This is a genomic window from Lysobacter rhizosphaerae (assembly GCF_054779795.1).
In genome coordinates, this window is record NZ_BAAGXO010000001.1 from 255589 (window position 1) to 278169 (window position 22581).

The window sequence follows — 22581 nt, forward strand, 5'->3', positions numbered from 1 at the left end:
GATGCAGTGGTCTCACTGGACCGCTTCGGGCGCGAGCAGCCTGGCGGCTTCGCGCAGCCAGGCGCGTACGGCGCCGGGGTCGTGCAGGCCATGGTGGGCGACGCTGTTCGCGCGCGTGCCGACCAGCACGCTGATGCCGTGGCGCGCGTTGACGGCTTCGAAGCCGTGCTCGTCGGTGAGGTCGTCGCCGATGAACACCGGGAAGCGGTTGTGGAACACCTCGCTCTGCAGCAGCGCGATGATCGCGTCCCCCTTGTCATGGCCATCCGGGCGCAGCTCCAGTACGTCGTGCCCGGGCTGCAGGCAATAGCCGGGGAGTTCGATCAGCGCCGAGCTCGCGAACTCATGCAGCGGCTCCTCGGCAACCGGCGCGTTGCGCCAATGCAGGGCGATGGTGATGCCCTTGTCCTCGACGATGACGCCGGGGTACTTCGCGGCGAGCGCGCGCGCCGCGGCGAGCACGGACGCGATTTGGCGCGGCGCCTCGTGCCCGGCGAAGGCGCCATCGCGCCGCTGCAGTCCGTGCAGGCCGATCGCGGGCAGCCGCAACGGCGCAAACAGCGCGTCGAGGGTCTCCAGCTGGCGACCGCTGACCAGCGCGAGCGCGCCGCCGAAGGCATCGTGCAGGCGGCGCAGGTCATCGATGAGATCGGCGGGTACATGCACGCCGTCGGGTGATGGCGCGAAATCCAGCAGGGTGCCGTCGACATCGAGGAACAGGGCCCAGTCGTGCGCGGGCGGTGGGGGCGGCGGCAGGCGGGCGGGGTCTGCGCTCATGCACGGCATTGTGATGGCCGGGATGTAAGCATCAGGTGCATGCGGCATCCCCTGGTGCTTGAAAGCGCACCGGGAGCCCGCATTTCCGGGGAAGTTGCGGCACGGCCGCCCCGATTTCCCGAGGTTCCCCCATGCGGATGGACAAACTCACGTCGCGCTTCCAGCAGGCCCTGAGCGATGCGCAATCGCTCGCCGTCGGCCGCGACCACAGCGTCATCGAACCCGCACACCTGCTGGTCGCGCTGCTTGATCAAAGCGGCGGCAGCACGCGCCCGTTGCTGGCGCAGGCCGGCGTCAACGTCCCGCTGCTGCGCGAGCGCCTGGGCGAGACGCTGGAAAAGCTGCCCAAGGTCAGCGGCCAGGCCGGCAACGTCAGCATCGGCAACGACCTGGCGCGCCTGCTCAATGTCACCGACAAGTACGCGCAGCAGCGTGGCGATGCGTTCATCGCCTCGGAACTGTTCGTGCTCGCCGCGCTGGAGGATGGCGGCGAAGTCGGGCGCGCGCTCAAGGCGGCCGGAGCGACGAAGCAGAAGCTCGAAACCGCGATCGACAAGGTCCGCGGCGGCGAAACCGTGCAGTCCGAGAACGCCGAGGACCAGCGCCAGGCGCTGGACAAGTACACCATCGACCTCACCGAGCGCGCCGAGAGCGGCAAGCTCGATCCGGTGATCGGCCGCGACGAGGAGATCCGCCGTACCGTGCAGGTGCTGCAGCGCCGGACCAAGAACAACCCGGTGCTGATCGGTGAACCCGGTGTCGGCAAGACCGCGATAGTGGAGGGCCTGGCCCAGCGCATCGTCAACGGCGAAGTGCCCGAAGGCCTGCGCGGCAAGCGCGTGCTCTCGCTCGACATGGGCGCGCTGATCGCCGGCGCCAAGTTCCGCGGTGAATTCGAGGAGCGCCTCAAGGCCGTGCTCAACGACCTGGCCAAGAACGAAGGCCAGGTGATCCTGTTCATCGACGAGTTGCACACCATGGTCGGCGCCGGCAAGGCCGAGGGCGCGATGGATGCCGGCAACATGCTGAAACCGGCCCTGGCCCGCGGCGAACTGCATTGCATCGGCGCGACCACGCTCGACGAGTACCGCAAGTACGTAGAGAAAGACGCCGCGCTGGAGCGGCGCTTCCAGAAGGTCTTCGTCGGCGAGCCCAGCGTGGAAGACACCATCGCCATCCTGCGCGGGCTGAAGGAGAAATACGCCGTGCACCATGGCGTGGAGATCACCGATCCCGCGATCGTCGCCGCCGCGACGCTGTCCCATCGTTACATCGCCGACCGCCAGCTGCCGGACAAGGCCATCGACCTGATGGACGAAGCGGCGTCGCGCATCCGCATGGAGATTGATTCCAAGCCGGAGGAACTCGACCGCAAGGAGCGCCGCCTGATCCAGCTCAAGATCCAGCGCGAGGCCTTGAAGAAGGAAAAGGACGACGCCTCCAGGCAGCGCCTGGCCGACCTCGAGGACGAGATCGCCCGGCTCGAACGCGAGTTCAACGACCTCGAGGAAGTGTGGAAGGCCGAGAAGGCCATGCTGCAGGGCGCGACCCGGATCAAGGAGCAGATCGAGGCCGCCAAGCTCGAACTCGAAGCCGCGCAGCGCAAGCAGGACTTTGCCGCGATGAGCGAGATCCAGTACGGCAAGCTGCCCGAGCTGGAAAAGCAGCTCAAGGCCGCGCAGGAAGCCGAAACCAAGGGTTTCACGCTGTTGCAGGACAAGGTCACCGAGGAGGAAATCGCCGAAGTCGTGTCGCGCTGGACCGGCATCCCGGTCAGCAAGATGCTCGAAGGCGAGCGCGAGAAGCTGCTGAAGATGGAGGACCAGCTGCATGCGCGCGTGGTCGGCCAGGACGAGGCGATCAAGGTCGTGTCCGATGCGGTGCGGCGTTCGCGCGCGGGACTGAGCGATCCCAATCGCCCGTCGGGTTCGTTCCTGTTCCTCGGCCCCACCGGCGTGGGCAAGACCGAGCTCTCCAAGGCGCTGGCCGAATTCCTGTTCGACTCGGCCGATGCGATGGTGCGCATCGACATGAGCGAGTTCATGGAGAAGCACGCGGTCAGCCGCCTGGTTGGCGCGCCTCCGGGTTATGTCGGCTACGAGGAAGGCGGTTACCTCACCGAAGCGGTGCGTCGCCGCCCGTATAGCGTGATCCTGCTCGACGAGGTCGAGAAGGCGCATCCGGACGTGTTCAACATCCTGCTGCAGGTGCTCGACGATGGCCGCCTCACCGACGGACAGGGCCGCACCGTCGACTTCCGCAACACCGTGATCATCATGACGTCGAATCTCGGCAGCCAGATGATCCAGGACATGGCCGGCGACGATTCACCCGAGGCCTACACGCAGATGAAGGCCGCGGTGATGGGTGTGGTGCAGGCGCACTTCCGCCCGGAGTTCATCAACCGCCTCGACGACATCGTCGTGTTCCATCCGCTCGACAAGGCGCAGATCCGCGAGATCGCGCGCATCCAGTTGCGCGGACTGGAGAAGCGGCTGAACGAACGTGGCTTGAAGCTGGCGTTGTCGGATGCCGCACTGACGTTGCTGGGCAACGTCGGCTTCGATCCGGTCTACGGCGCGCGTCCGCTCAAGCGCGCCGTGCAGCAGCAGCTGGAGAATCCGCTGGCGCAACGCATCCTGGCCGGCGAGTTCAATGCGGGCGATACGGTGCAGGTCGATGCGGCGGGCGGGCAGTTGGTGTTCCACAAGGGTTGACACCGCAGCGCAGGCGATACCCTCAAGGCAGGCAGCCCCCTGAGTCAGGGGGCGATTCGCGCCGCAGGCGCGAATGGGGGTGTGGAAGCGCGTGTCGGGGCCCGAAGTTTGCGCAGCAAACTTTGGGGTTCACCAGGCGCGAGCCTGGGGAACACGTTAGACTTCGCGCCGCCTGAGGTGACCGTCGCGACGCGGCGGTTGAAACGGGAATCCGGTGCGCCCTCGTCTGGTCGACGAAACAGGCAATTCCGGAGCTGCCCCCGCAACGGTAAGTGTTGAGCCAGGATGGCTCGGGACCGGCGAATGCCACTGTGCGCACTGCACGGGAAGGCGCCGCTCCCGGACGCGAGCGAGCGTCCGCGCACAAGCCCGGAGACCGGCCCCAGGCCTGACCCGACAAGCGGTGGGCTTTTGTCGCGGGCCATGCGCTTCGCGTGCCTCGCATTCAATCCTTGCCTCCTGTCGTCCATCCCGAACCACCGCGCGGGACAGGCGCGGCCAAGGAGTTTCCATGCATTACCGTTGTTTCCATGCCCCGCGCCGCACGCTGCTGGCGATCGGCCTGCTGGGCTGCATCGCCCCTGCATTCGCGGCCGATGCCGCACGCGGTGCCACCGAGCTCGACGACGTCATCGTCACCGCCTCGCGCACGCCGCAGGCGCCGGATTCCGCGCTCGCCGCCGTCACCGTGATCACGCGCGAGGACATCGAGCTCCGCGCTCCGGCCTCGCTGCCGGAACTGCTGCGCGGCTTGCCGGGTGTTTCCATCGCCGCGAATGGCGGACCGGGCAAGGTGGCCTCCACCTTCCTGCGCGGCACCGAATCCGACCATGTGCTGGTGCTGGTCGACGGCGTGCGCATCGGCTCGACCACCAGTGGCGGCGCCGCGTTCCAGGACATCCCGGTCGAGCAGATCGAGCGCATCGAGATCGTGCGGGGTCCGTTCTCCAGCCTGTACGGCTCCGACGCGATCGGCGGCGTGATCCACATCTTCACCCGCCGTCCGCACGATGCCTTCGATCCCAGCTTCAACATCGGCGCCGGCAACTACGGCACCCAGCGTTACGGCGCGGGCATTGGCGGCCGCGGCGAGACGTCCGGCGACCGCGGCGGCTGGTACCAGGTGCACGCGGCGTATGAAAGCACCGACGGCTTCGACAGCTATCGCGACAATCCCGGCAACCCCTTCGATGACTTCACCCTGGATACGGACCGCGACGGCTATCGCAACCAGTCGCTGTCGCTGGGCGCCGGCCACCGTTTCAACAAGGCGTGGGACGTCGAGGCGCGCGCGCTGCGCGCGGAAGGCAACAACAAGTACGACGGCTTCAATGACGAATCCGACATCGTTCAGCAGGTCCTGGGCGGTCGCCTGCGCTATGCACCCAGCGACAAGGTTACGGTGAGCCTCAACCTCGGGCGCAACGACGACCTCAGCGACAACTTCTCGCAGGGCGTGCCGAATGGCCGCTTCGATTCGCACCGCACCAGCGGCTCGCTGCAGGGCGATTTCGGCGTGGGCGAGGGCCTGGCGACCCTGGGTTACGACTGGCGTCGCGATGAAGTCGGCAGCGACACGCCGTATGACCAGACCACTCGCATCACCCGCGGCGTGTTCGGACAATGGCAGCAGACCTTCGGCGCGCACTCGCTGCAGCTGGGCCTGCGCCGCGACGACGACACCCAGTTCGGCGGCGAAACCACCGGCAGCGTCCGCTGGGGCTGGGAATTCACCGAAGCCCTGCGCCTGACCGCGAGCTACGGCACCGCGTTCCGCGCGCCCACCTTCAACGATCTGTACTTCCCGTTCTTCGGCAATCCCGACCTGGCGCCGGAAACCTCGCGCAGTTTCGAGCTCGGTCTGCGCGGCAAGCACGGCTGGGGCGGCTGGTCGGTCAATGCGTTCGAGACGCGCATCGACGACCTGATCAGCTACGACCCCACGCCGACGCCGGACCGTCCGTTCGGGCAGCCCAACAATGTCGACGAGGCCCGCATCCGCGGTACCGAAGCGACGGTCGACGCGACAGTGCTGGGCTGGGCGGTGCAGGGCAACATCACCTGGCTGGATCCGCGCAGCACCAGCGGTTTCGACGACGGCAACCTGCTGCCGCGCCGTTCGCGCACCAACGCGCGCGTGGATGCGGATCGCAGCTTCGGCGCCTTCAGCGTCGGCGCCAGCGTCGTCGCCACGGGCGAGCGCTACGACGATCCGGGCAACACGCTGCGCATGGGCGGTTATGCCACGACCGACCTGCGCTTCGGCTACACGTTCGCGCAGGCGTGGACGCTGCAGGTCAACGCGAACAACGTGTTCGACAAGACCTATGAGACCGCGATGTTCTATCCGCAGGCGGGCCGCAACTGGTTCGTGAGCCTGCGTTACGCCGCGAAGTAACTCCCGAAGCAACCACTTGCTGCGTTCAAGGCCGCCGATGTCCGCGAGGGCATCGGCGGTTTTGTTTTCAGGTGGCTGCCGGCGGCAGGTGCCGCTCGCCCCGATACGGCGGCGTCGCCATCACCATTTCGGCGAAGCTGTGCGCCAGTTCGCGTTCGGCCATGACCGTGGCGTCCGCGCCGTGTTCGAGCAGGTGCTTGACCTCGGCGTCGCTGTGGCCGCGCGCGACGATGCTCAGTGCCGGGTTCAACTTGCGCAGCGTGGCGATGATCTCGCCGGCTTCCAGCGCATTCGGGATTGCCAGCAGGGCCATGTGCGCGCGTTCCGGCACGGCATCGCGCAGCACGCCTTCGTTGACTGCATTGCCGCGGATGGCGGGCAGGCCGTCTGCGCGTGCGCGGGCGATGAGATGGTCCTCGCCGTCGATCACCACCAGCGGCACGCCGTGGTCGTGCAGCACGCGGGCGAGTTCGCGGCCGACGCGGCCGTAGCCGACCAGCAGCACGTGGTCGCGGATGTCCGGTGGTATCGGCGCCGCGCGGTCGGCCTCCTCCTGCGTGAGGCGCGCTTCGGCGGCGGTGCGGCGGTCCAGCCATGCCATCAGCAACGGGTTGAACGTGATCGAGAGCAGGGCACCGGCGAGGATCAGGTCCTGGCCGGCGGTCGGCAGTACGCCCAGCTGCACGCCGAGGCCGGCGAGGATGAAAGAGAACTCGCCGATCTGCGACAGGCTGATCCCGAGCAGCAGCGCCGTGGCGCCGGACTTGCCCCACAGGCGCGCGACCGTCCACGCCGCGAGGCCGTTGCCGAACACCACGATCGCGAACGTCGCCAGCACTTCCAGCGGGCGCTCGACCAGGATCATCGGGTTGAACAGCATGCCGACCGAAACGAAGAACAGCACCGCGAAGGCGTCGCGCAGCGGCAGGGTTTCGGTCGCGGCCTCGTGGCTGAACTCGGATTCGTTGAGCAGCAGGCCGGCGAAGAACGCGCCCAGTGCGAACGACACGCCGAACAGTTCCGCCGATCCGAATGCGAAGCCCAACGCGATCGCCAGGATGCACAGGGTGAACAGCTCGCGCGAGCCGGTGCCGGCGACGCGTTCGAGGATCCAGGGCACCACGCGGCGCCCGACGAGCAGCATCACCGCGATGAAGCCGCCGACCTTGAACAGGGTCTTGATCAGCGCGGTCATCACTTCCACGCGGTCGCCGCCATCGCCCTTGAACATGCCGGCCATGGCCGGCAGCAGCACCAGCACGAGCACCATCACCAGGTCTTCGACGATCAACCAACCCACCGCGATGCGGCCGCGACCGGTCTCGAGCAGGCGCCGTTCCTCCAGCGCGCGCAGCACGACCACGGTGCTGGCGACCGACAAGGCCAGCCCGAACACCAGGCCCGCACCGTCGCCCCAGCCGAACCAGCGGGCCAGTCCCCAGCCCAGCAGCGACACGAACAGGATCTGCAAGATCGCGCCGGGTACCGCTATCCACCTCACCTCGAGCAGGTCGCGCAGCGAGAAGTGCAGGCCGACGCCGAACATCAGCAGGATCACGCCGATCTCGGCGAGCTGCGGTGCCAGCGTGGGGTCGCCGACGAAGCCCGGCGTGAACGGGCCGGCGATGATGCCGGCCACCAGGTATCCCACCAGCGGCGACAAGCGCAGCCGCTGCGCCAACGCGCCGAAGATGAAGGCCAGGCCGAAGCCGGCGACGAGGATGGCGATGAGGGAGGTGTGGTGCATTCGGCCTCGATGTGGCGGGGGACCCATCCTCAATGGGGGTATCCGGCGCTGCGTCCAGTGCCGGGATGTGCAGTGGACCGATGTCGCAAAGGCGGAATTTGCCGGCTTCAGGGCCGATGGGTGCCCCCAGGCAGCCAGGAAACCCCGGCTGCCACCGTACAATACCGCCCATGATTGCTTTTCGTGATTTCGCCCTGCGCCGGGGCGAACGCCTCCTTTTGTCCAACGTCGACCTGGCCCTGCAAGCCGGCTGGCGGCTGGGCGTCATCGGCCGCAACGGCACCGGCAAGTCCTCGCTGTTCGCCGCGATCCAGGGCGAGGTCGAGGCCGATCGCGGCGACATCGACGTGCCCGCGCGCGTGCGCATCGCCAGCGTGGCCCAGGAAACGCCGGCGCTGGACGATCCCGCGCTCGATTTCGTCCTGTCCGGCGACGCCAAGGTGCACGCGGTCATCCAGGCCGAACGCGCGGCCATGGAGCGCGAGGACTGGGAGGCCGTCGCCGAGGCCCACCACAAGCTCGAAGAACTCGGTGGCTACGACGCCACCGCACGCGCCGGCAAGCTGCTGCACGGGCTGGGCTTCACCGCCGACACCCATGCGCGTGCGGTGAAGGAATTCTCCGGCGGCTGGCGCGTGCGCCTGAATCTCGCCCGCGCGCTGATGACACCCAGCGACCTGCTGCTGCTCGACGAACCGACCAACCACCTCGATCTCGATGCGGTGCTGTGGCTCGAGCAGTGGCTGCTGAAGTACCCCGGCACACTGCTGCTGATCTCGCACGACCGCGAGTTCCTCGACGAAGTCACCACGCACACACTGCACCTGCACGACGGCAAGGCCAAGCTCTACACCGGCGACTACACCGCCTTCGAGCGCCAGCGCGCCGAACACCTGCGCCTGCAGCAGATCACCCACGAGAAGGTGCAGGCCGAGCGCGCGCACCTGCAGAGCTTCATCGACCGCTTCAGTGCCAGCGCCGCCAAGGCCAAGCAGGCGCAGTCGCGGGTCAAGCGCCTGGCCAAGATGGCCAATACCGAGGCGGTGCGTGCCGAGCGCGCGCTGCGCATCGAATTCCCGGCGCCGGCGAAACTGCCGCACGCCTTGCTGCGCCTGATGCATGCCGATTGCGGCTACGGGGATCACACCGTGCTGGACCAGGTGGGCTTCATCCTCGAAGCCGGCGACCGGGTCGCCCTGCTGGGTCCCAACGGTGCCGGCAAATCCACGCTGGTGAAATCGCTGGTCGGCGAGATCCCGTTGCTCACCGGCGAACGCGGCGGCCATCCCGACCTGCGCATCGGCTACTTCGCCCAGCACACGGTGGAGTCGCTGCGCGAAGGCACCAGCCCGATCGATCACCTCGGCGACATCGCCCCGGGCGTATCGACGCAACAGCTGCGCGACTTCCTCGGCAAGTGGAATTTCCCCGGCGACCGCGCGTTCGAATCGGTCGACAAGTTCTCCGGCGGCGAACGCGCGCGCCTCGCGCTGGCCTTGATCGCGTGGCGCCAGCCCAACGTGCTGCTGCTCGACGAACCGACCAACCACCTCGACCTCGACATGCGCGAGGCCCTGGCCGAAGCACTGGCGACGTTCGATGGCGCGATCGTGCTGGTCTCGCACGACCGTCACCTGATCGGCCTGGTCTGCGAGACCTTCTGGCGCGTCGCCGATGGCGTGGCGCAGCCGTTCGACGGCGATCTCGACGCCTACGCGGTATGGCTGCGCTCGCGCGAAGCGACGGACAGCAGGACCAAGGCAGCGGCCAAGGCCGCGCCGGCACCGGCCGCTGCCGCCACGAAGAAGAAGCCGCCGAACCCGCACAAGCTGGCGCAGATGGAAGCCCGCGTCGCCGAGTTCGAATCGAAGCTGCATGCGATCGACATGGACCTGGCCGATCCGGACGTCTATGCCGATGGCGCTACCAACGCCAACGAGTTGTCGCGCCAGCGCGATGCGCTGGCGGCGGAGCTCGCCCGGGCCGAGGAAGACCTGCTGGCGCTTTACGACGCGGCCTGAGGCTGCGCCGCTTGAATCCCTGGGGTCCGACCTCCAGTTTCCTGCTCGCGGCGCCCGCCGCGCTCATCCGATCCCAGAAGTGCCCTTGCCATGCCGATCTACGCCTTCGAATGCGCCGCTTGCGGCCATAGCTTCGACCGCCTGCAGAAGATGTCCGATCCGGATCCGACAGTGTGCCCGTCGTGCCACGCGGAGCAGGTGCGTCGCCAGCTGACCGCGCCGCAGTTCCGCCTGGCCGGCGGCGGCTGGTATGAGACCGACTTCAAGAAGGACGGCGACAAGAAGCGCAACCTGGCCGGGGACGGCGCCGCCGCGTCGCCTGCGGCGGACAGCAAGCCTGCAGCGGAAGCCAAGCCCACGGAAAAGAAGGCCGAGCCGGCGCCGAAGTCCGACACCAAGCCGGCCTGAGTCCGCCAGCCCCAACAAAAAACGGCGGCCCGCCTGTGCGGAGCCGCCGTTTTCGTTTGCAGACCTTCTAGTCGCGCCTGACTGCGATCAGTTGCCGAAGCGGGCGCGGCAGCCGCCGTTGACCCAGATGCGGTTGCTGCCGTCCATGCCCCAGGTCCGGCCCTGGATGCAGGGTGTCGTCGACAGCTGCTCGACCAGGCGTGGCATGCCCTGGCCCGGCGGCCAGTTGCAGGTGGAGTAACCGCCGTTGCTGGAACAGGTCACCGTGTAACCATTGCCGCCGCCGTTCCAGCCGCCGCCGTTGTTGCCGCCGTTGCCGCCGTTCCAGCCGCCGCCGGCGGGTCCGAACTCGGCGCGGCAGCCCGACCACACGGTCACCTGGCCGTTGCTGCTGTTCCAGTTCTGGTTCTCGCGACAGGCGCGGTCGGAGATCTGGCGCACCACCTGGGATCGGCCCCGCCAGGGGGTCCGGCAGTTGGCGGTGCGGTTGTCGGCACTTTCGCAGCGGATGGTGCCGGCCTGGCCGCCGCCCGAGCCCCTGGCGAACTCGGCCCGGCAACCACTCCATACCGTGACCTGGCCGCTCTGCGAGCTCCAGTTACGGCCTTCGACGCAGTTGGTATTCGACAACTGCCGTACCAGGCGTGAGTTGCCGCGCCACGGGGTATTGCAGGTGCGGCTGTTGTTGTTGGGGCTCTCGCAGCGGATCGTGTCTCCCGGGCTGGGATAGGGGCCCGGGCCCGGACCCGGACCGGAAGAACCCTGCAGGGACGTGGCGATATCGCGCTTGATGTCGCTGAAGCGCCAGTTGGAGCGGTTCACCTGGTCCAGGTAGAACTGCAGCTGGTCGTCGGCGATGCGCCGGCCGCCGGACTGCTCCTGGTATTCCTGGCCGATGACCCGGACCTGGTCGTTGTAGGACAGGCTGCGCAGGTCCTCCGGGGCATAGGCCCGGGTCTGGTACTGGGCCATGGCGGGCGCGGACAGGGCCAGCAGGCACAACGCCATGAGCAGCGGTTTCAACAATGTCTTCATGACCTACCCCTATTGATGGTGGGAATCCCGCGACGGGGCGTCCGCCGCTTCCGTTCATAACCTGGCAGCAAGTAAGTCGCTGCTGCCGTTAAAATGCCGTCTTTCCGGCCCACGGCCGGGGCCGCGCCGAGGCGCGACCGTTGCAAGAAGCTTCCGGCCCCGGCCGGATCGAATGTACCTCCCGGAGTTTCCATGCGTACCCACTTCTGCGGCCTCATCGATGAGGCCCTGGTCGGCCAGACCGTCACGCTTTGCGGCTGGGCCGATGTCGCCCGCAACCTCGGCGGCCTGTGCTTCATCGATCTTCGCGACCATGAAGGCATCGTGCAGATCGTCGCTGAACCCGACAGCAACATTCCGGGCAACGCCGAGGTTCTCTCAGCCGCCGCTCATGTGGGCTACGAGGATTGCCTGCGTGTCACCGGCACGGTCCGCAAGCGCCAGAGCGTCAACGACAAGATCCGCACCGGCCAGGTCGAAATCGTCGCGACGAAAATCGAGCTGCTCAACAAGGCCGAGCCGCTGCCGTTCCATGCCCACGAGAATCCGGGCGAGGACATCCGCCTCAAGTACCGCTACCTCGACCTGCGTACGCCGGACATGCAGCGCAAGATGCGCACCCGCACCAAGCTGGTGGCGGCGCTGCGCCGCTATCTCGACGAGCGCGGCTTCCAGGACCTGGAAACCCCGATCCTGACCAAGGCCACGCCGGAAGGCGCGCGCGACTTCCTCGTTCCGGCGCGCATGCACCCGGGCGAGTTCTACGCGCTGCCGCAGTCGCCGCAGCTGTTCAAGCAGATCCTGATGATGGCGGGCTTCGACCGCTACTACCAGATCGCCCGCTGCTTCCGCGACGAGGCGCTGCGCGCCGATCGCCAACTCGAGTTCACCCAGCTCGACATGGAATTCGCGTGGGTCAGCGAGCGTGACGTGCAGGACACGGTGGAGGACATGATCCGCTTCGTGTTCCGCGAAGTGATGGATGTCGAACTCGCTGCGGAGTTCCCGCGCATGACCTACGCCGAGGCGATGCGTCGCTACGGTTCGGACAAGCCGGACCTGCGCATCGCGTTGGAACTGGTCGACGTCGCCGAGCTGGTGAAGGCCAGCGAGTTCGCCGTGTTCACCGCGGCTGCCAACGATCCGGATGGTCGCGTCGCCGCGCTGCGCATCCCCGGTGGCGCGGCGCTGTCGCGCAAGCAGATCGACGAATACGCCGCGCACGCGGCCAAGTTCGGCGCCAAGGGCCTGGCCTACGCCAAGATCGACGAAACCGGCGCGGTGAATTCGCCGGTCGCCAAGTTCTTCAGCGAAGACGCCTTCGCCGCACTGCTCAAGCACGTCGGCGCCGGCAATGGCGACATCGTGTTCTTCGGCGCCGGCGCCTACAACAAGGTAAGCGACTTCATGGGCGCGGTGCGCCTGAAGGCCGGCAAGGACTTCAACCTGGTCGCCAATGCCTGGGCCCCGCTATGGGTCACCGACTTCCCGATGTTCGAGTGGGACGACGAGGAAAAGCGTTACGTTGCCCTGCATCACCCGTTCACCGCGCCGGCGGTCGATTCGATCGAGGACCTGCGCGCGAATGCCCGGACCGCGGTGTCGCGCGGTTACGACATGGTGCTCAACGGCAATGAGATCGGCGGCGGTTCGATCCGCATCCACAATTCGAAGATGCAGAGCGCGGTGTTCGAGCTGCTCGGCATCGGCGCGGAAGAGGCGGAAGGCAAGTTCGGCTTCCTGCTCGACGCGCTCAAGTACGGCGCGCCGCCGCACGGCGGCATCGCCTTCGGCATCGACCGCATCGCCGCGCTGATGGCCGGCACCGAATCGATCCGCGACGTCATCGCGTTCCCGAAGACCACGACGGCGCAGTGCCTGATGACCGGCGCACCGTCGCCGGTGCCGGACGCGCAGCTGGCCGAAGTGCACGTCGCCATTCGACCCAAGGCTTCTTCAAAGGAATAAACCGGAATGACCGAGACCGCATTTGCCCTGCAGTGGGAAAAACTGGCCAATGAAGGCACCGACGCCGGCCTGGTGACCGAACGCGCCCGCGTGTTCGGTGGTTGGCTGGTGCGCGTGGGCAGCGCGCCCAACGCGATGGCCCTGACGTTCATTCCGGACGGCGAAGGCCGTTGGGACGGCGAGGACTTTGGCGAGGACGACTACGAGTACGAAGAGGGCGAAGAGGAAGAATCGGACGGCGAAGAGTCGGACGAGGAAGACGAAGAGTTCGAAGAAGAAGACGCCTGAGCATGCTGATCCGCCGCGCCCAGTCCACCGACGCCGCCGTGCTCGCGGAGCTGGGCGCGCGCACGTTCATCGACGCCTTCGCTCACCTGTATTCGCAGGAAGACCTGCAGGCATTCCTCGACGAATCGCATTCGGTCGATGCCTACGCCAAGCTGCTGGCCAGCCCGCTGTATGCGATCTGGCTGGCGGTGGAAGGCGACGAGCCGCTGGGTTATGCGCTGGCCGGTCCCTGTGGCCTGCCGCATGAAGATGCCCGACCCGAAGACGGCGAACTCAAGCGTCTCTACATAAGCGGGAAGGCACAGGGCGGCGGCATCGGCGCGAAGTTGTTCGAAGAGGCCCAGGCCTGGCTCGAGCGTGACGGTCCGCGCACGCTGTGGATCAGCGTGTGGTCCGAAAACTACGGTGCGCAGCGCTTCTACGGCCGCTACGGCTTCGAAAAGGCGGGCGAGTACGAGTTCATCGTCGGCGAGCAGCACGACCACGAATTCATCTACCGGCGCAAGGCACGGGCGTGATGCAGCTCGCGCGCGGTGGTGGCACCGCGCTCGGCATCGCTTTACCTTCGCGGCTGACATGGCCCAACACGTAGTCCTCATCCACGGCATCTGGATGCCCGGTGCCGTCATGGCCTGGCAGGCGGCGCAGTTGCGCGAGGCCGGCTTCGACTGCGAGGTCTTCGCCTACCACGGCGTCACCCGCGGGCCGGAAGACGCCAGCGCGCACCTGGCTGAAGTCCTCGCGCGCGGCCCCACGCATGTGCTCGCGCACAGCCTGGGCGGGCTGGTCGCCCTGCAGGCGCTGCACGATCACCCGGCGCTGCCGGTACATCGCGTGGTCTGCCTAGGCTCCCCGCTGCGCGGGAGCGGCGCGGTGCATGGCATGCGCCAGCGTCCGTGGACCGCGGCCACGCTCGGGCTCGCCGCCGACCTGCTCGAACGCGGCTTCGATCAGTGGGACGGGCATCCGGAGGTCGGGGTCATCGCCGGCACGCTGCCGCGCGGACTGGGGCACGTCTTTGGCGGGTTCGACGGCGAGCACGACGGCTCCGTCGCCGTGGCCGAAACCCGCTTGCCGGGCCTGGCCGACCACGCCGTCATTGCCGCCAGCCATAGCGGCATGCTGTTTTCGGCCGAAGCCGCACGGCTGGCCATCCATTTCTTCCGCCAGGGCCGGTTCCGGCCGGAGCCGCAATGAAACCGGCGGCCGTCCGCGGGAACCGCCACGGGGAGTCGTGCGGCGCGCTAAAATTGCCGCCTTCGTCACAAGGCACGGCACGGAACATCCATGGGTAGAGGCCCTTCCATCGAGGCCCGCAAGAATGCGGTCGACGCACAGCGCGGCAAGATCTTCACCAAGATCATCCGCGAGATCAGCGTGGCCGCGCGTGCCGGCGGCGGCGATCCGTCGGGCAATCCACGCCTGCGTACGGCCGTGGACAAGGCGTTGTCGGTCAACATGTCCAAGGACGTGATCGAGCGCGCGATCAAGAAGGCCACCGGCGAACTCGAAGGCGTCGTCTACGAGGAAATCCGCTACGAGGGCTACGCCCCCGGCGGCGTAGCCGTGATCGTCGACTGCCTGACCGACAACAAGGTGCGCACCGTGGCCGACGTGCGCCACGCCTTCGGCAAGTTCGGCGGCAACCTCGGCACCGACGGCTCGGTCGCCTTCATGTTCAGGAAGCTGGGCGTGCTGTCGTACGCGCCGGGCGCGGATGAAGAAAAGATCACCGAGGCGGCGATCGAAGCCGGCGCCGACGACATCGTCGTGTACCCGGAGGACGGCGCGATCGACGTCATCACCGCGCCCGACGCTTTCGCCGACGTGAAAGCAGCCATGGAGCGCGCGGGCCTGGTGCCCGACCTCGCCGAAGTCACCCTGCGCGCCGACAACGACATCGCCGTCAGCGGCGACACCGCGCAGCAGGTGGCCAAGCTGCTGCGCTGGCTGGAAGACATGGACGACGTGCAGAACGTGTATTCCAACGCCGATCTCGGCGAGGATGCCTACGCCTGAGGGCGTACGCTGACTTCGTGACCAGAATCCTAGGCATCGACCCCGGCTCGCAGCGCACCGGTGTCGGCATCATTGATGCCGACAGCACCGGGCGCGCCCGGCATGTGTTCCATGCGCCCTTGCTGCTGCTCGGCGAGGGCGAATTCCCGCAGCGCCTCAAGCGCCTGCTGGATGGCCTCGGCGACATCATCGAGACCTACAAGCCCGATGAAGTGGCGATCGAGAAGGTCTTCATGGCCAAGAATCCCGATTCGGCACTGAAGCTGGGCCAGGCGCGCGGCGCGGCGCTGTGCGCGGCGGTGCTGCGCGACCTGCCGGTGCACGAATACGCGGCCAAGGAAATCAAGCTGGCCGTGGTCGGGCAGGGCGGTGCGGACAAGTCGCAGGTCCAGCACATGGTCGGTGTGATGCTGAGCCTGCAGGGCAAGCTGCAGGCCGACGCCGCCGACGCACTCGCCGTGGCGATCACGCATGCACACGTACGCTCGACCGCGCAGCGGCTGGGCGTCAGCACCAAACAGGCCTGGGGTCGGAAATGACCTGGGGTCGAAATGATGTGGGGACGTAAATGATCGGTCGTTTGAAAGGCATCCTCGTGCACAAGCAGCCACCGTGGCTTGTTGTAGACGTCAACGGCGTCGGCTACGAGCTCGAGGCGCCGATGAGCACGTTCTACGACCTGCCCGAAATGGGCCGCGAGGTCTCGCTGTTCACCCACTACGCGCAGAAGGAAGACAGCGTTTCGCTGTACGGCTTCCTGCGCGAGGGCGAGCGCCGCCTGTTCCGCGACGTGCAGAAGGTCACCGGCATCGGCGCGAAGATCGCCCTCGCCGTGCTGTCGGGCGTGAGCGTCGACGAATTCGCGCGCCTGGTGCAGGCCGGCGACGTCACCGCGCTGACGCGCATTCCCGGCATCGGCAAGAAGACCGCCGAGCGCATGGTCGTCGAACTGCGCGACCGCGCCGCCGCCCTCGCCGGCGTGGGCGCGACCCTGAACGCCTCCGGCGCGCCCGGAGATCCGCAATCCGAAGCCGTCATCGCCCTGCAGCAGCTGGGTTACAAGCCCGCCGAAGCCTCCCGCATGGCCGCCGCCGCGGTCACTGCCGGCGATGACGCCGCCACCATCATCCGCAAAGCGCTAAAGTCCGCGCTTCGCTGACGCCCCGCTGCTTCGCGTCACAGATCCAGGAAGGCCCATGGCCAGTTCCAGCAACGCCAATACCCACGCGCATGGCCACAACGGCCATGGCAACGTGGGCCTGTTCGGACTCATGGTTGGCGCGATCGGCGTCGTGTTCGGCGACATCGGCACCAGCCCGCTGTACACGATCAAGGAAGCCTTCATCCCGCACTACGGCCTGACGCCGGACCACGCCACCGTGCTGGGGGTGCTGTCGCTGGTGTTCTGGGCGCTGGTGATCGTGGTGACGCTGAAGTACGTGAGCATCATCATGCGCGCCGACAACGAAGGCGAGGGCGGCATCATGGCGCTGATGGCGCTGGCCCAGCGCACGTTGCCGAAAGGCTCGCGCTCGGCCTACGCGGTCGGCATCCTGGGCATCTTCGGCGCGTCGCTGTTCTTCGGTGACGGCGTGATCACGCCGGCGGTGTCGGTGTTGTCCGCGCTCGAGGGCATCGAGGTCGCCGCGCCGAAACTGCACACCTGGATCGTGCCGCTGGCGGTACTGATCCTGCTGGCCTTGTTCATGACCCAGCGCTTCGGGACGGAGAAGGTCGGCAAGGTCTTCGGCCCCATCACGGCCCTGTGGTTCGCTTCGCTGGCGGCGTTGGGCCTGTTCAACATCGGTCACAACCCGGAAGTGCTGCAGGCCTTCAATCCGTCCTGGGCCGTGCGCTTCTTCATCGACCACGGCTGGCACGGCATCTTCATCCTGGGTGCCGTGGTGCTGGCGGTGACCGGCGGCGAGGCGCTGTACGCCGACATGGGCCACTTCGGCGCCAAGCCGATCCGTTACGCCTGGTATTTCTTCGTGCTGCCGGCGCTGATGCTGAACTACCTCGGACAGGGTGCGCTGGTCCTGGCCGATCCCTCCGCCGTCAAGAACCCGTTCTATATCGGTGTCCCCGACTGGGCCATGGTGCCGATGATCGGGCTGGCCACCGCGGCCGCGGTGATCGCGTCGCAGGCGGTGATCACCGGCGCGTATTCGGTGGCGCGCCAGGCGATGCAGCTGGGGTACATCCCGCGCATGGCGATCACGCACACGTCGAAGGACACCATCGGCCAGATCTACGTTCCCGGCATCAACTGGACGCTGATGGTGCTGGTGATCGCGCTGGTGCTGGCCTTCCGCACGTCCACGGCGCTGGCCTCGGCGTACGGCGTATCGGTGTCCGGCACGATGCTGATCGACACCCTGCTGCTGGCGCTGGTCGCGCGCACGATGTGGCCCAAGGCGCGCCGCTGGGTACTGCCGCTGTGCGTGCTGTTCGCCGTCGTGGAGATCGCCTTCCTGATCGCGAATGGCGTGAAGTTCTTCGATGGCGCGTGGGTGCCGGTGGTGTTGGCCATCATCGCATTCACCGTGCTGCGTACCTGGCGCCGCGGCCGCGAGCTGCTGCACGCCGAGATCCGCAAGGAAGGCATCCAGATCGACACCTTCCTGCCCGGCCTGATGCTGGCGCCGCCGGTGCGCGTGCCGGGCACGGCCATCTTCATGACCGCGCAGACCGGCGTGGTGCCGCACGCGCTGCTGCACAACCTCAAGCACAACAAGGTGCTGCACGAGCGCAACGTGTTCCTCACCGTGGACACGATGAACGTGCCATACGCGCCCAAGGAGAAGCGGCTCAAGATCGACTCGATCGGCGGCGCGGACTTCTATCGCGTGGTCATCAAGTTCGGTTTCATGGAAACCCCGGATGTGCCGCTGGCGCTGATGCGCAGCTGCGACAAGGGCGGCATCCACTTCGATCCGATGGAAACCACCTATTTCGCCAGCCGCGAGACCGTGATCGCCAGCCGCCATCGCGGCATGCCGTACTGGCGCGACAAGCTGTTCGCGGTCATGCACCGCAATGCGGCCTCGGCGACCGGGTTCTTCCGCATCCCGGGCAACCGGCTGGTGGAACTGGGCGCCCAGGTCGAGATCTGAGGGGTTGATCAACGACCCGCCGCAGCCGCTCCCCGCGCGCCGCGGCGCGTTGGGGCTGCCGCATGTGGATTTCATCGCGGCGCGCACCATAATGCCGGCATGGATGACTCCCGCATCGTTTCCCCCGCCGCCACGCGCGAAGAAGACGCCATCGAGGCCTCCATTCGCCCCAAGCGCCTGGACGAGTACCTCGGCCAGGCACCCGTGCGGGAGCAGATGCAGATCTACATCGAGGCGGCGAAGCAGCGCGGCGAAGCGCTCGACCACGTCCTGATCTTCGGTCCGCCAGGCCTGGGCAAGACCACCCTCAGCCACGTCATCGCCAACGAGCTCGGCGTCAACCTGCGCCAGACGTCCGGTCCGGTGATCGAGAAGGCGGGCGACCTCGCGGCGCTGCTCACCAACCTGCAGCCGCACGACGTGCTGTTCATCGACGAGATCCATCGCCTGTCGCCCGTCGTGGAGGAAGTGCTGTATCCAGCGATGGAGGACTACCAGATCGACATCATGATCGGCGAGGGCCCCGCGGCCCGGTCGATCAAGCTCGACCTGCCGCCCTTCACCCTGATCGGCGCCACCACGCGCGCCGGCCTGCTGACCGCGCCGCTGCGCGACCGCTTCGGCATCGTGCAGCGCCTGGAGTTCTACAGCGCGGAAGAACTGACCCGCATCGTGCGCCGCTCGGCGCAGATCCTTGGCATCAACTGCGATGCCGAAGGCGCGGCGGAGATCGCGAAGCGTTCGCGTGGCACGCCGCGCATCGCCAACCGCCTGTTGCGCCGCGTGCGCGATTACGCGCAGGTGAAGGCGAGCGGGGCGATCACGCGCGAGGTCGCGGATGCGGCGATGAAGATGCTCAAGGTCGATCCGGAAGGCTTCGACGACCTCGACCGGCGCATGCTCAACACGATCATCCAGTCCTTCGATGGCGGCCCGGTCGGCGTGGAGTCGCTGGCCGCGGCGCTGAGCGAGGAGCGCGGCACGCTCGAGGACGTGATCGAGCCCTACCTGATCCAGCAGGGCTACCTCGTGCGTACCGCACGCGGCCGCATGGCCACCTCCAAGGCGTACCGGCACATGGGCTTCAAGCCGAAGGCGGGGGCGAGCGACCTGTACGCGGAACGCGCCGAGACCGAGGAATGACGACGCCGGAGTGTGAGTGCGAGCGCATTTCCAGCGCCGCGTCCTCCGCCCGTTCCCGCAATGATCCAACCCGCGTTTCGCGCGCGACGTGGCGGACTTTCGTGCCGCGCAACCGGCTTTCCGTGGTTTCCCTACCGGGGTTTTCTTAACGCATGTTCAGCCATCCCGTCCGCATTTACTGGGAAGATACCGACGCAGGCGGCGTCGTGTATCACGCGCAGTACCTGGCCTTCCTCGAACGCGCGCGCAGCGAATGGATGCGTGCGCAGGGGTACGGGCAGGAGCTGCTGCGCAGCGAGCACGGTCTGCTGTTCGCGGTGCGCGCGATGCAGCTCGACTTCCTCAGGCCGGCACGGCTGGACGACGCGCTCGACGTCACCGCGGCATTGCAGGAGTGCCGTCGCGCCAGCGTGATCTTCCGGCAGGAGATCCGCCGCGGCGGCGAGCGCCTGCTCACCGCCACGGTCCGCGTCGCCGCCCTGGGCACGGACTTCAGGCCGACCCCGATTCCGCAACCGCTGTACGACGAATTGAACGCTTTGGTGGAGACAGACGCATGACCCCCGCAACTTTCATGGCGATCCAGGCCACCGTCGAAGCCCTGCCCGAAGACGCGCCGGTGCAGGCCGCGAAGCTTGCCGACGGCACGGCCGCGGCCAGCGCCAACCTCGACCTGGTGCGCCTCGTGCTGGATGCCAGCCTGCCGGTGCAGCTGATCATGGCGCTGCTGATCGTCGCCTCGATCGTTTCGTGGGTGATCATCTTCCGCAAGCGCAGCGTGATCTCCCGCGCGCAGAAGGAAGCCGAACGTTTCGAAGAACGCTTCTGGTCCGGGTCCGAGCTCACCAAGCTCTACGCCGGTGCGACCCAGGGCCGCGGCCCCGTCGGTGGCATGGAGTCGATCTTCGAAGCTGGGTTCCGTGAGTTCGGCCGGCTGCGCCAGCGCAAGGGGCCGGACGCACGCATGGTCGATGCGCGCGTGCAGCTGGAAGGCGCGCAGCGCGCGATGCGTGCGACCGGCTCGCGCGAGATCGACGGCCTCGAACACAACCTCGAGCTGCTCGCCAACATCGGTTCGACCGCGCCGTACATCGGCCTGGTCGGCACCGTGTTCGGGATCATGGTGACCATGCACGGCCTGCTCGCCAGCGGCGCCCAGGTCGGCATCAAGGACGTGGCGCCGGGCATCTCCGAGGCGCTGCTCGCCACCGCGATGGGCCTGTTCGTCGCGATTCCCGCGGTCTGGGCCTACAACCGCTTCGCCAACGGCGTCGAGCGGCTGGCGGTGCGTTACGACGCCTTCGCCGAGGAGTTCTCCTCGATCCTGCAGCGCCAGGCGCACGCGGACGAATAAGACGATTAACCCGTTTGCCCCACTGGTGCGTTGATGACCGGTGCGGGGCAACCCTGAGAACACACCACGAGAGCAGCCATGTCCGTCCTTTCCATGCGCCGCCATCGCAAGCGCAAGCTCAAGGCCGAGATCAACGTCGTGCCCTACATCGACGTGATGCTGGTGCTGCTGGTGATCTTCATGGTCACCGCGCCGCTGCTCACGCTGGGCGTGGACGTCGACCTGCCACAGAGCAACGCGAAGTCCGTCAACGCCAAGGAAGACCCGATCGTGGTCAGCGTGTATCCCGACGGCACGTACGCGCTGGCGGTGAAGGCGGGCAAGAACGAGGCGGTGACGGCGCAGGCGCTGGAAGCGCGCATCCGCGCCATCGTTGGCCAGAACAAGGAAGCGTCGATCTTCGTCGCGGCACAGGGCCAGGGAAAGTACCAGGACGTGATGAACGTGATGGAGCTGCTCCAGCGCGCCAACGTCAAGAAGATCGGCCTGATGAGCGACCCGAAGCAGGCCGGCCGTAAATGAAGGAAACCCGCGCCGACACCGCGCAGGCTTTCGTTTTCGCCGTGCTGCTGCACCTGGCGCTGTTCGCCGTGCTGTTCCTCGGCCTGTGGTGGACGCGCAGCGCGACACCGGCGGCGGCCGGCGCGATTTCCGCCGAGCTCATGGACGTGAGCCAGCTGTCGGCGGCGATGCGCCACACGCTGGAACGCAAGCCTGAGCTGCCGGTGGAGGAGGTCGAGCCCGAGCCCGAACCACTGCCCGAGCCCGTACCCGAGCCGGTCGAACCGCAGCCCGAGGCGCAGGATTTCATTCCGGTTCCCGACGAGGTCAACCAGGAAGCCGTCACCGAGCAGCCGACGCCGGCGCCAACAGAAGAAAAGAAGGTCCAGGAAGCGAAGCAGCGCCAGGAACAGGTCGACCTGACCGAACTGGAGCGCCAGCAGGACGTGCAGCGCAAGCAGAAGCTCACCGAGATGGAGATCCAGCGGCAGAAGCAGCTGGAAGACATCCGCCGTCGCCGCGCTGCGGCTTCGCGCGAAGCAGACCTGGCCGAACAGAAGCTGGCGCAACTCGCCGACGCCCGCGCACGCAACGCGGCCGAAGCCGCGGCGCCCACGGATGCGCAGGTGAGCGGCGCCCAAGGCAGCGACACTGGCCTGCGCGCCCGTTACGCCGCCGCGCTGCAGGCGGCGATCCTGGCCAAATGGACCCGTCCGGACAGCGTGCCGCTCGGCGCGACCTGCCGCCTGAGCATCCGCCAGCTGCCCGGCGGCCAGGTGATGGGGGTCGAAGTCACTTCGCCCTGCGCCTACGACGAGCAGGGCCGCCGCTCGATCGAGGCGGCGGTACTGAAGGCACAACCGCTGCCCTACGCCGGCTTCGAAGAAGTCTTTTCGCGTAACGTCAACCTGAATTTCCGCGCCGAAGATCGCTGATCGCGTTTTTTTGCCGGTTCAGGCCTCTCAACCCCTGCTTGAGGTGGCGTTAACCAAACTGTTGTTAAGAATGGTGAAACTGAATCGGGCCGCAGCCGCGGACCGCTCGCAAGCCCTGTTTCTCCAGCCTTATTCCCCACGCCTTGTTTCCCCA

The 22581-nt window shown here is 67.3% G+C and carries 20 protein-coding genes and 1 riboswitch; of the genes, 17 read left to right on the plus strand and 3 right to left on the minus strand.

What is annotated here, in order from left to right:
- Positions 1-12: 12 nt before the first annotated feature.
- On the minus strand, positions 13-777 hold the full coding sequence (gene otsB / locus ACYVGE_RS01155) for a trehalose-phosphatase (RefSeq protein WP_460726306.1): 765 nt from the start codon (positions 775-777) through the stop codon (positions 13-15).
- A gap of 131 nt (positions 778-908) precedes the next feature.
- On the opposite strand from otsB, the gene clpB reads away from it, so the two are divergent.
- Both clpB and btuB read left to right on the plus strand, forming a co-directional pair.
- On the plus strand, positions 909-3494 hold the full coding sequence (gene clpB, locus ACYVGE_RS01160) for an ATP-dependent chaperone ClpB (protein WP_460726308.1): 2586 nt from the start codon (positions 909-911) through the stop codon (positions 3492-3494).
- Between the two features lie 158 nt (positions 3495-3652).
- A riboswitch (cobalamin riboswitch) is annotated at positions 3653-3893 on the plus strand.
- A gap of 112 nt (positions 3894-4005) precedes the next feature.
- Positions 4006-5892, plus strand: a complete 1887-nt coding sequence (gene btuB / locus ACYVGE_RS01165; protein WP_460726310.1) for a TonB-dependent vitamin B12 receptor — start codon at positions 4006-4008, stop codon at positions 5890-5892.
- Positions 5893-5959: 67 nt separating this feature from the next.
- Here the strand turns inward: btuB and ybaL are convergent, their stop codons facing one another.
- Positions 5960-7639 (minus strand): YbaL family putative K(+) efflux transporter, encoded by a 1680-nt coding sequence (ybaL, locus tag ACYVGE_RS01170; RefSeq protein ID WP_460726312.1) that lies wholly within the window; start codon positions 7637-7639, stop codon positions 5960-5962.
- A 170-nt stretch (positions 7640-7809) separates the two neighbouring features.
- Between ybaL and ACYVGE_RS01175 the strand changes: the two genes are divergently transcribed.
- Positions 7810-9660 (plus strand): ABC-F family ATP-binding cassette domain-containing protein, encoded by a 1851-nt coding sequence (locus ACYVGE_RS01175; protein WP_460726314.1) that lies wholly within the window; start codon positions 7810-7812, stop codon positions 9658-9660.
- 90 nt (positions 9661-9750) lie between these two features.
- Entirely contained in the window at positions 9751-10068 is a 318-nt protein-coding gene (locus ACYVGE_RS01180; RefSeq protein ID WP_460726316.1) for an FmdB family zinc ribbon protein, read from the plus strand.
- An 87-nt stretch (positions 10069-10155) separates the two neighbouring features.
- Here the strand turns inward: ACYVGE_RS01180 and ACYVGE_RS01185 are convergent, their stop codons facing one another.
- On the minus strand, positions 10156-11103 hold the full coding sequence (locus ACYVGE_RS01185; protein ID WP_460726318.1) for a DUF3011 domain-containing protein: 948 nt from the start codon (positions 11101-11103) through the stop codon (positions 10156-10158).
- A 192-nt stretch (positions 11104-11295) separates the two neighbouring features.
- On the opposite strand from ACYVGE_RS01185, the gene aspS reads away from it, so the two are divergent.
- From aspS to tolA, 13 genes are all read left to right on the plus strand, one after another.
- A complete protein-coding gene (aspS, locus tag ACYVGE_RS01190; RefSeq protein ID WP_460726320.1) occupies positions 11296-13071 on the plus strand; it encodes an aspartate--tRNA ligase in 1776 nt (591 codons plus the stop codon).
- A gap of 6 nt (positions 13072-13077) precedes the next feature.
- A complete protein-coding gene (locus ACYVGE_RS01195; RefSeq protein WP_460726322.1) occupies positions 13078-13359 on the plus strand; it encodes a DNA primase in 282 nt (93 codons plus the stop codon).
- Positions 13360-13361: 2 nt separating this feature from the next.
- Positions 13362-13877, plus strand: a complete 516-nt coding sequence (locus ACYVGE_RS01200; protein ID WP_460726324.1) for a GNAT family N-acetyltransferase — start codon at positions 13362-13364, stop codon at positions 13875-13877.
- A gap of 58 nt (positions 13878-13935) precedes the next feature.
- Positions 13936-14556, plus strand: a complete 621-nt coding sequence (locus tag ACYVGE_RS01205; protein ID WP_460726326.1) for an esterase/lipase family protein — start codon at positions 13936-13938, stop codon at positions 14554-14556.
- A 90-nt stretch (positions 14557-14646) separates the two neighbouring features.
- Complete coding sequence (locus tag ACYVGE_RS01210; RefSeq protein WP_460726328.1) at positions 14647-15378, plus strand: YebC/PmpR family DNA-binding transcriptional regulator; 732 nt, start codon at positions 14647-14649, stop codon at positions 15376-15378.
- Positions 15379-15395: 17 nt separating this feature from the next.
- Entirely contained in the window at positions 15396-15917 is a 522-nt protein-coding gene (gene ruvC, locus ACYVGE_RS01215; RefSeq protein WP_460726330.1) for a crossover junction endodeoxyribonuclease RuvC, read from the plus strand.
- 29 nt (positions 15918-15946) lie between these two features.
- A complete protein-coding gene (ruvA, locus tag ACYVGE_RS01220; RefSeq protein ID WP_310050935.1) occupies positions 15947-16537 on the plus strand; it encodes a Holliday junction branch migration protein RuvA in 591 nt (196 codons plus the stop codon).
- Positions 16538-16649: 112 nt separating this feature from the next.
- Entirely contained in the window at positions 16650-18494 is a 1845-nt protein-coding gene (locus ACYVGE_RS01225; protein WP_460727259.1) for a potassium transporter Kup, read from the plus strand.
- Positions 18495-18593: 99 nt separating this feature from the next.
- Positions 18594-19637, plus strand: a complete 1044-nt coding sequence (ruvB, locus tag ACYVGE_RS01230) for a Holliday junction branch migration DNA helicase RuvB (protein ID WP_310050937.1) — start codon at positions 18594-18596, stop codon at positions 19635-19637.
- Positions 19638-19789: 152 nt separating this feature from the next.
- Positions 19790-20197 carry a tol-pal system-associated acyl-CoA thioesterase gene (gene ybgC, locus ACYVGE_RS01235; RefSeq protein WP_460726332.1) on the plus strand — a complete coding sequence of 136 codons (408 nt, stop codon included), beginning with the start codon at positions 19790-19792 and terminating at the stop codon, positions 20195-20197.
- A complete protein-coding gene (gene tolQ / locus ACYVGE_RS01240) occupies positions 20194-20991 on the plus strand; it encodes a protein TolQ (RefSeq protein WP_460726334.1) in 798 nt (265 codons plus the stop codon). The genes ybgC and tolQ overlap by 4 nt, the downstream gene beginning before the upstream one ends.
- 78 nt (positions 20992-21069) lie before the next feature.
- Positions 21070-21513, plus strand: coding sequence for a protein TolR (gene tolR, locus ACYVGE_RS01245; RefSeq protein WP_460726336.1), 444 nt, complete (start codon positions 21070-21072; stop codon positions 21511-21513).
- Positions 21510-22427 carry a cell envelope integrity protein TolA gene (tolA, locus tag ACYVGE_RS01250; protein ID WP_460726338.1) on the plus strand — a complete coding sequence of 306 codons (918 nt, stop codon included), beginning with the start codon at positions 21510-21512 and terminating at the stop codon, positions 22425-22427. Before tolR ends, tolA begins: the two co-directional genes overlap by 4 nt.
- Positions 22428-22581 lie beyond the last annotated feature (154 nt).

Coding starts and splice junctions, on each gene's coding strand:
- otsB (WP_460726306.1), bottom strand. CDS start 777: ATGAGCGCAGACCCCGCCCGCCTGCCGCCGCCCCCACCGCCCGCGCAC.
- clpB (WP_460726308.1), top strand. CDS start 909: ATGCGGATGGACAAACTCACGTCGCGCTTCCAGCAGGCCCTGAGCGAT.
- btuB (WP_460726310.1), top strand. CDS start 4,006: ATGCATTACCGTTGTTTCCATGCCCCGCGCCGCACGCTGCTGGCGATC.
- ybaL (WP_460726312.1), bottom strand. CDS start 7,639: ATGCACCACACCTCCCTCATCGCCATCCTCGTCGCCGGCTTCGGCCTG.
- ACYVGE_RS01175 (WP_460726314.1), top strand. CDS start 7,810: ATGATTGCTTTTCGTGATTTCGCCCTGCGCCGGGGCGAACGCCTCCTT.
- ACYVGE_RS01180 (WP_460726316.1), top strand. CDS start 9,751: ATGCCGATCTACGCCTTCGAATGCGCCGCTTGCGGCCATAGCTTCGAC.
- ACYVGE_RS01185 (WP_460726318.1), bottom strand. CDS start 11,103: ATGAAGACATTGTTGAAACCGCTGCTCATGGCGTTGTGCCTGCTGGCC.
- aspS (WP_460726320.1), top strand. CDS start 11,296: ATGCGTACCCACTTCTGCGGCCTCATCGATGAGGCCCTGGTCGGCCAG.
- ACYVGE_RS01195 (WP_460726322.1), top strand. CDS start 13,078: ATGACCGAGACCGCATTTGCCCTGCAGTGGGAAAAACTGGCCAATGAA.
- ACYVGE_RS01200 (WP_460726324.1), top strand. CDS start 13,362: ATGCTGATCCGCCGCGCCCAGTCCACCGACGCCGCCGTGCTCGCGGAG.
- ACYVGE_RS01205 (WP_460726326.1), top strand. CDS start 13,936: ATGGCCCAACACGTAGTCCTCATCCACGGCATCTGGATGCCCGGTGCC.
- ACYVGE_RS01210 (WP_460726328.1), top strand. CDS start 14,647: ATGGGTAGAGGCCCTTCCATCGAGGCCCGCAAGAATGCGGTCGACGCA.
- ruvA (WP_310050935.1), top strand. CDS start 15,947: ATGATCGGTCGTTTGAAAGGCATCCTCGTGCACAAGCAGCCACCGTGG.
- ACYVGE_RS01225 (WP_460727259.1), top strand. CDS start 16,650: ATGGTTGGCGCGATCGGCGTCGTGTTCGGCGACATCGGCACCAGCCCG.
- ruvB (WP_310050937.1), top strand. CDS start 18,594: ATGGATGACTCCCGCATCGTTTCCCCCGCCGCCACGCGCGAAGAAGAC.
- ybgC (WP_460726332.1), top strand. CDS start 19,790: ATGTTCAGCCATCCCGTCCGCATTTACTGGGAAGATACCGACGCAGGC.
- tolQ (WP_460726334.1), top strand. CDS start 20,194: ATGACCCCCGCAACTTTCATGGCGATCCAGGCCACCGTCGAAGCCCTG.
- tolR (WP_460726336.1), top strand. CDS start 21,070: ATGTCCGTCCTTTCCATGCGCCGCCATCGCAAGCGCAAGCTCAAGGCC.
- tolA (WP_460726338.1), top strand. CDS start 21,510: ATGAAGGAAACCCGCGCCGACACCGCGCAGGCTTTCGTTTTCGCCGTG.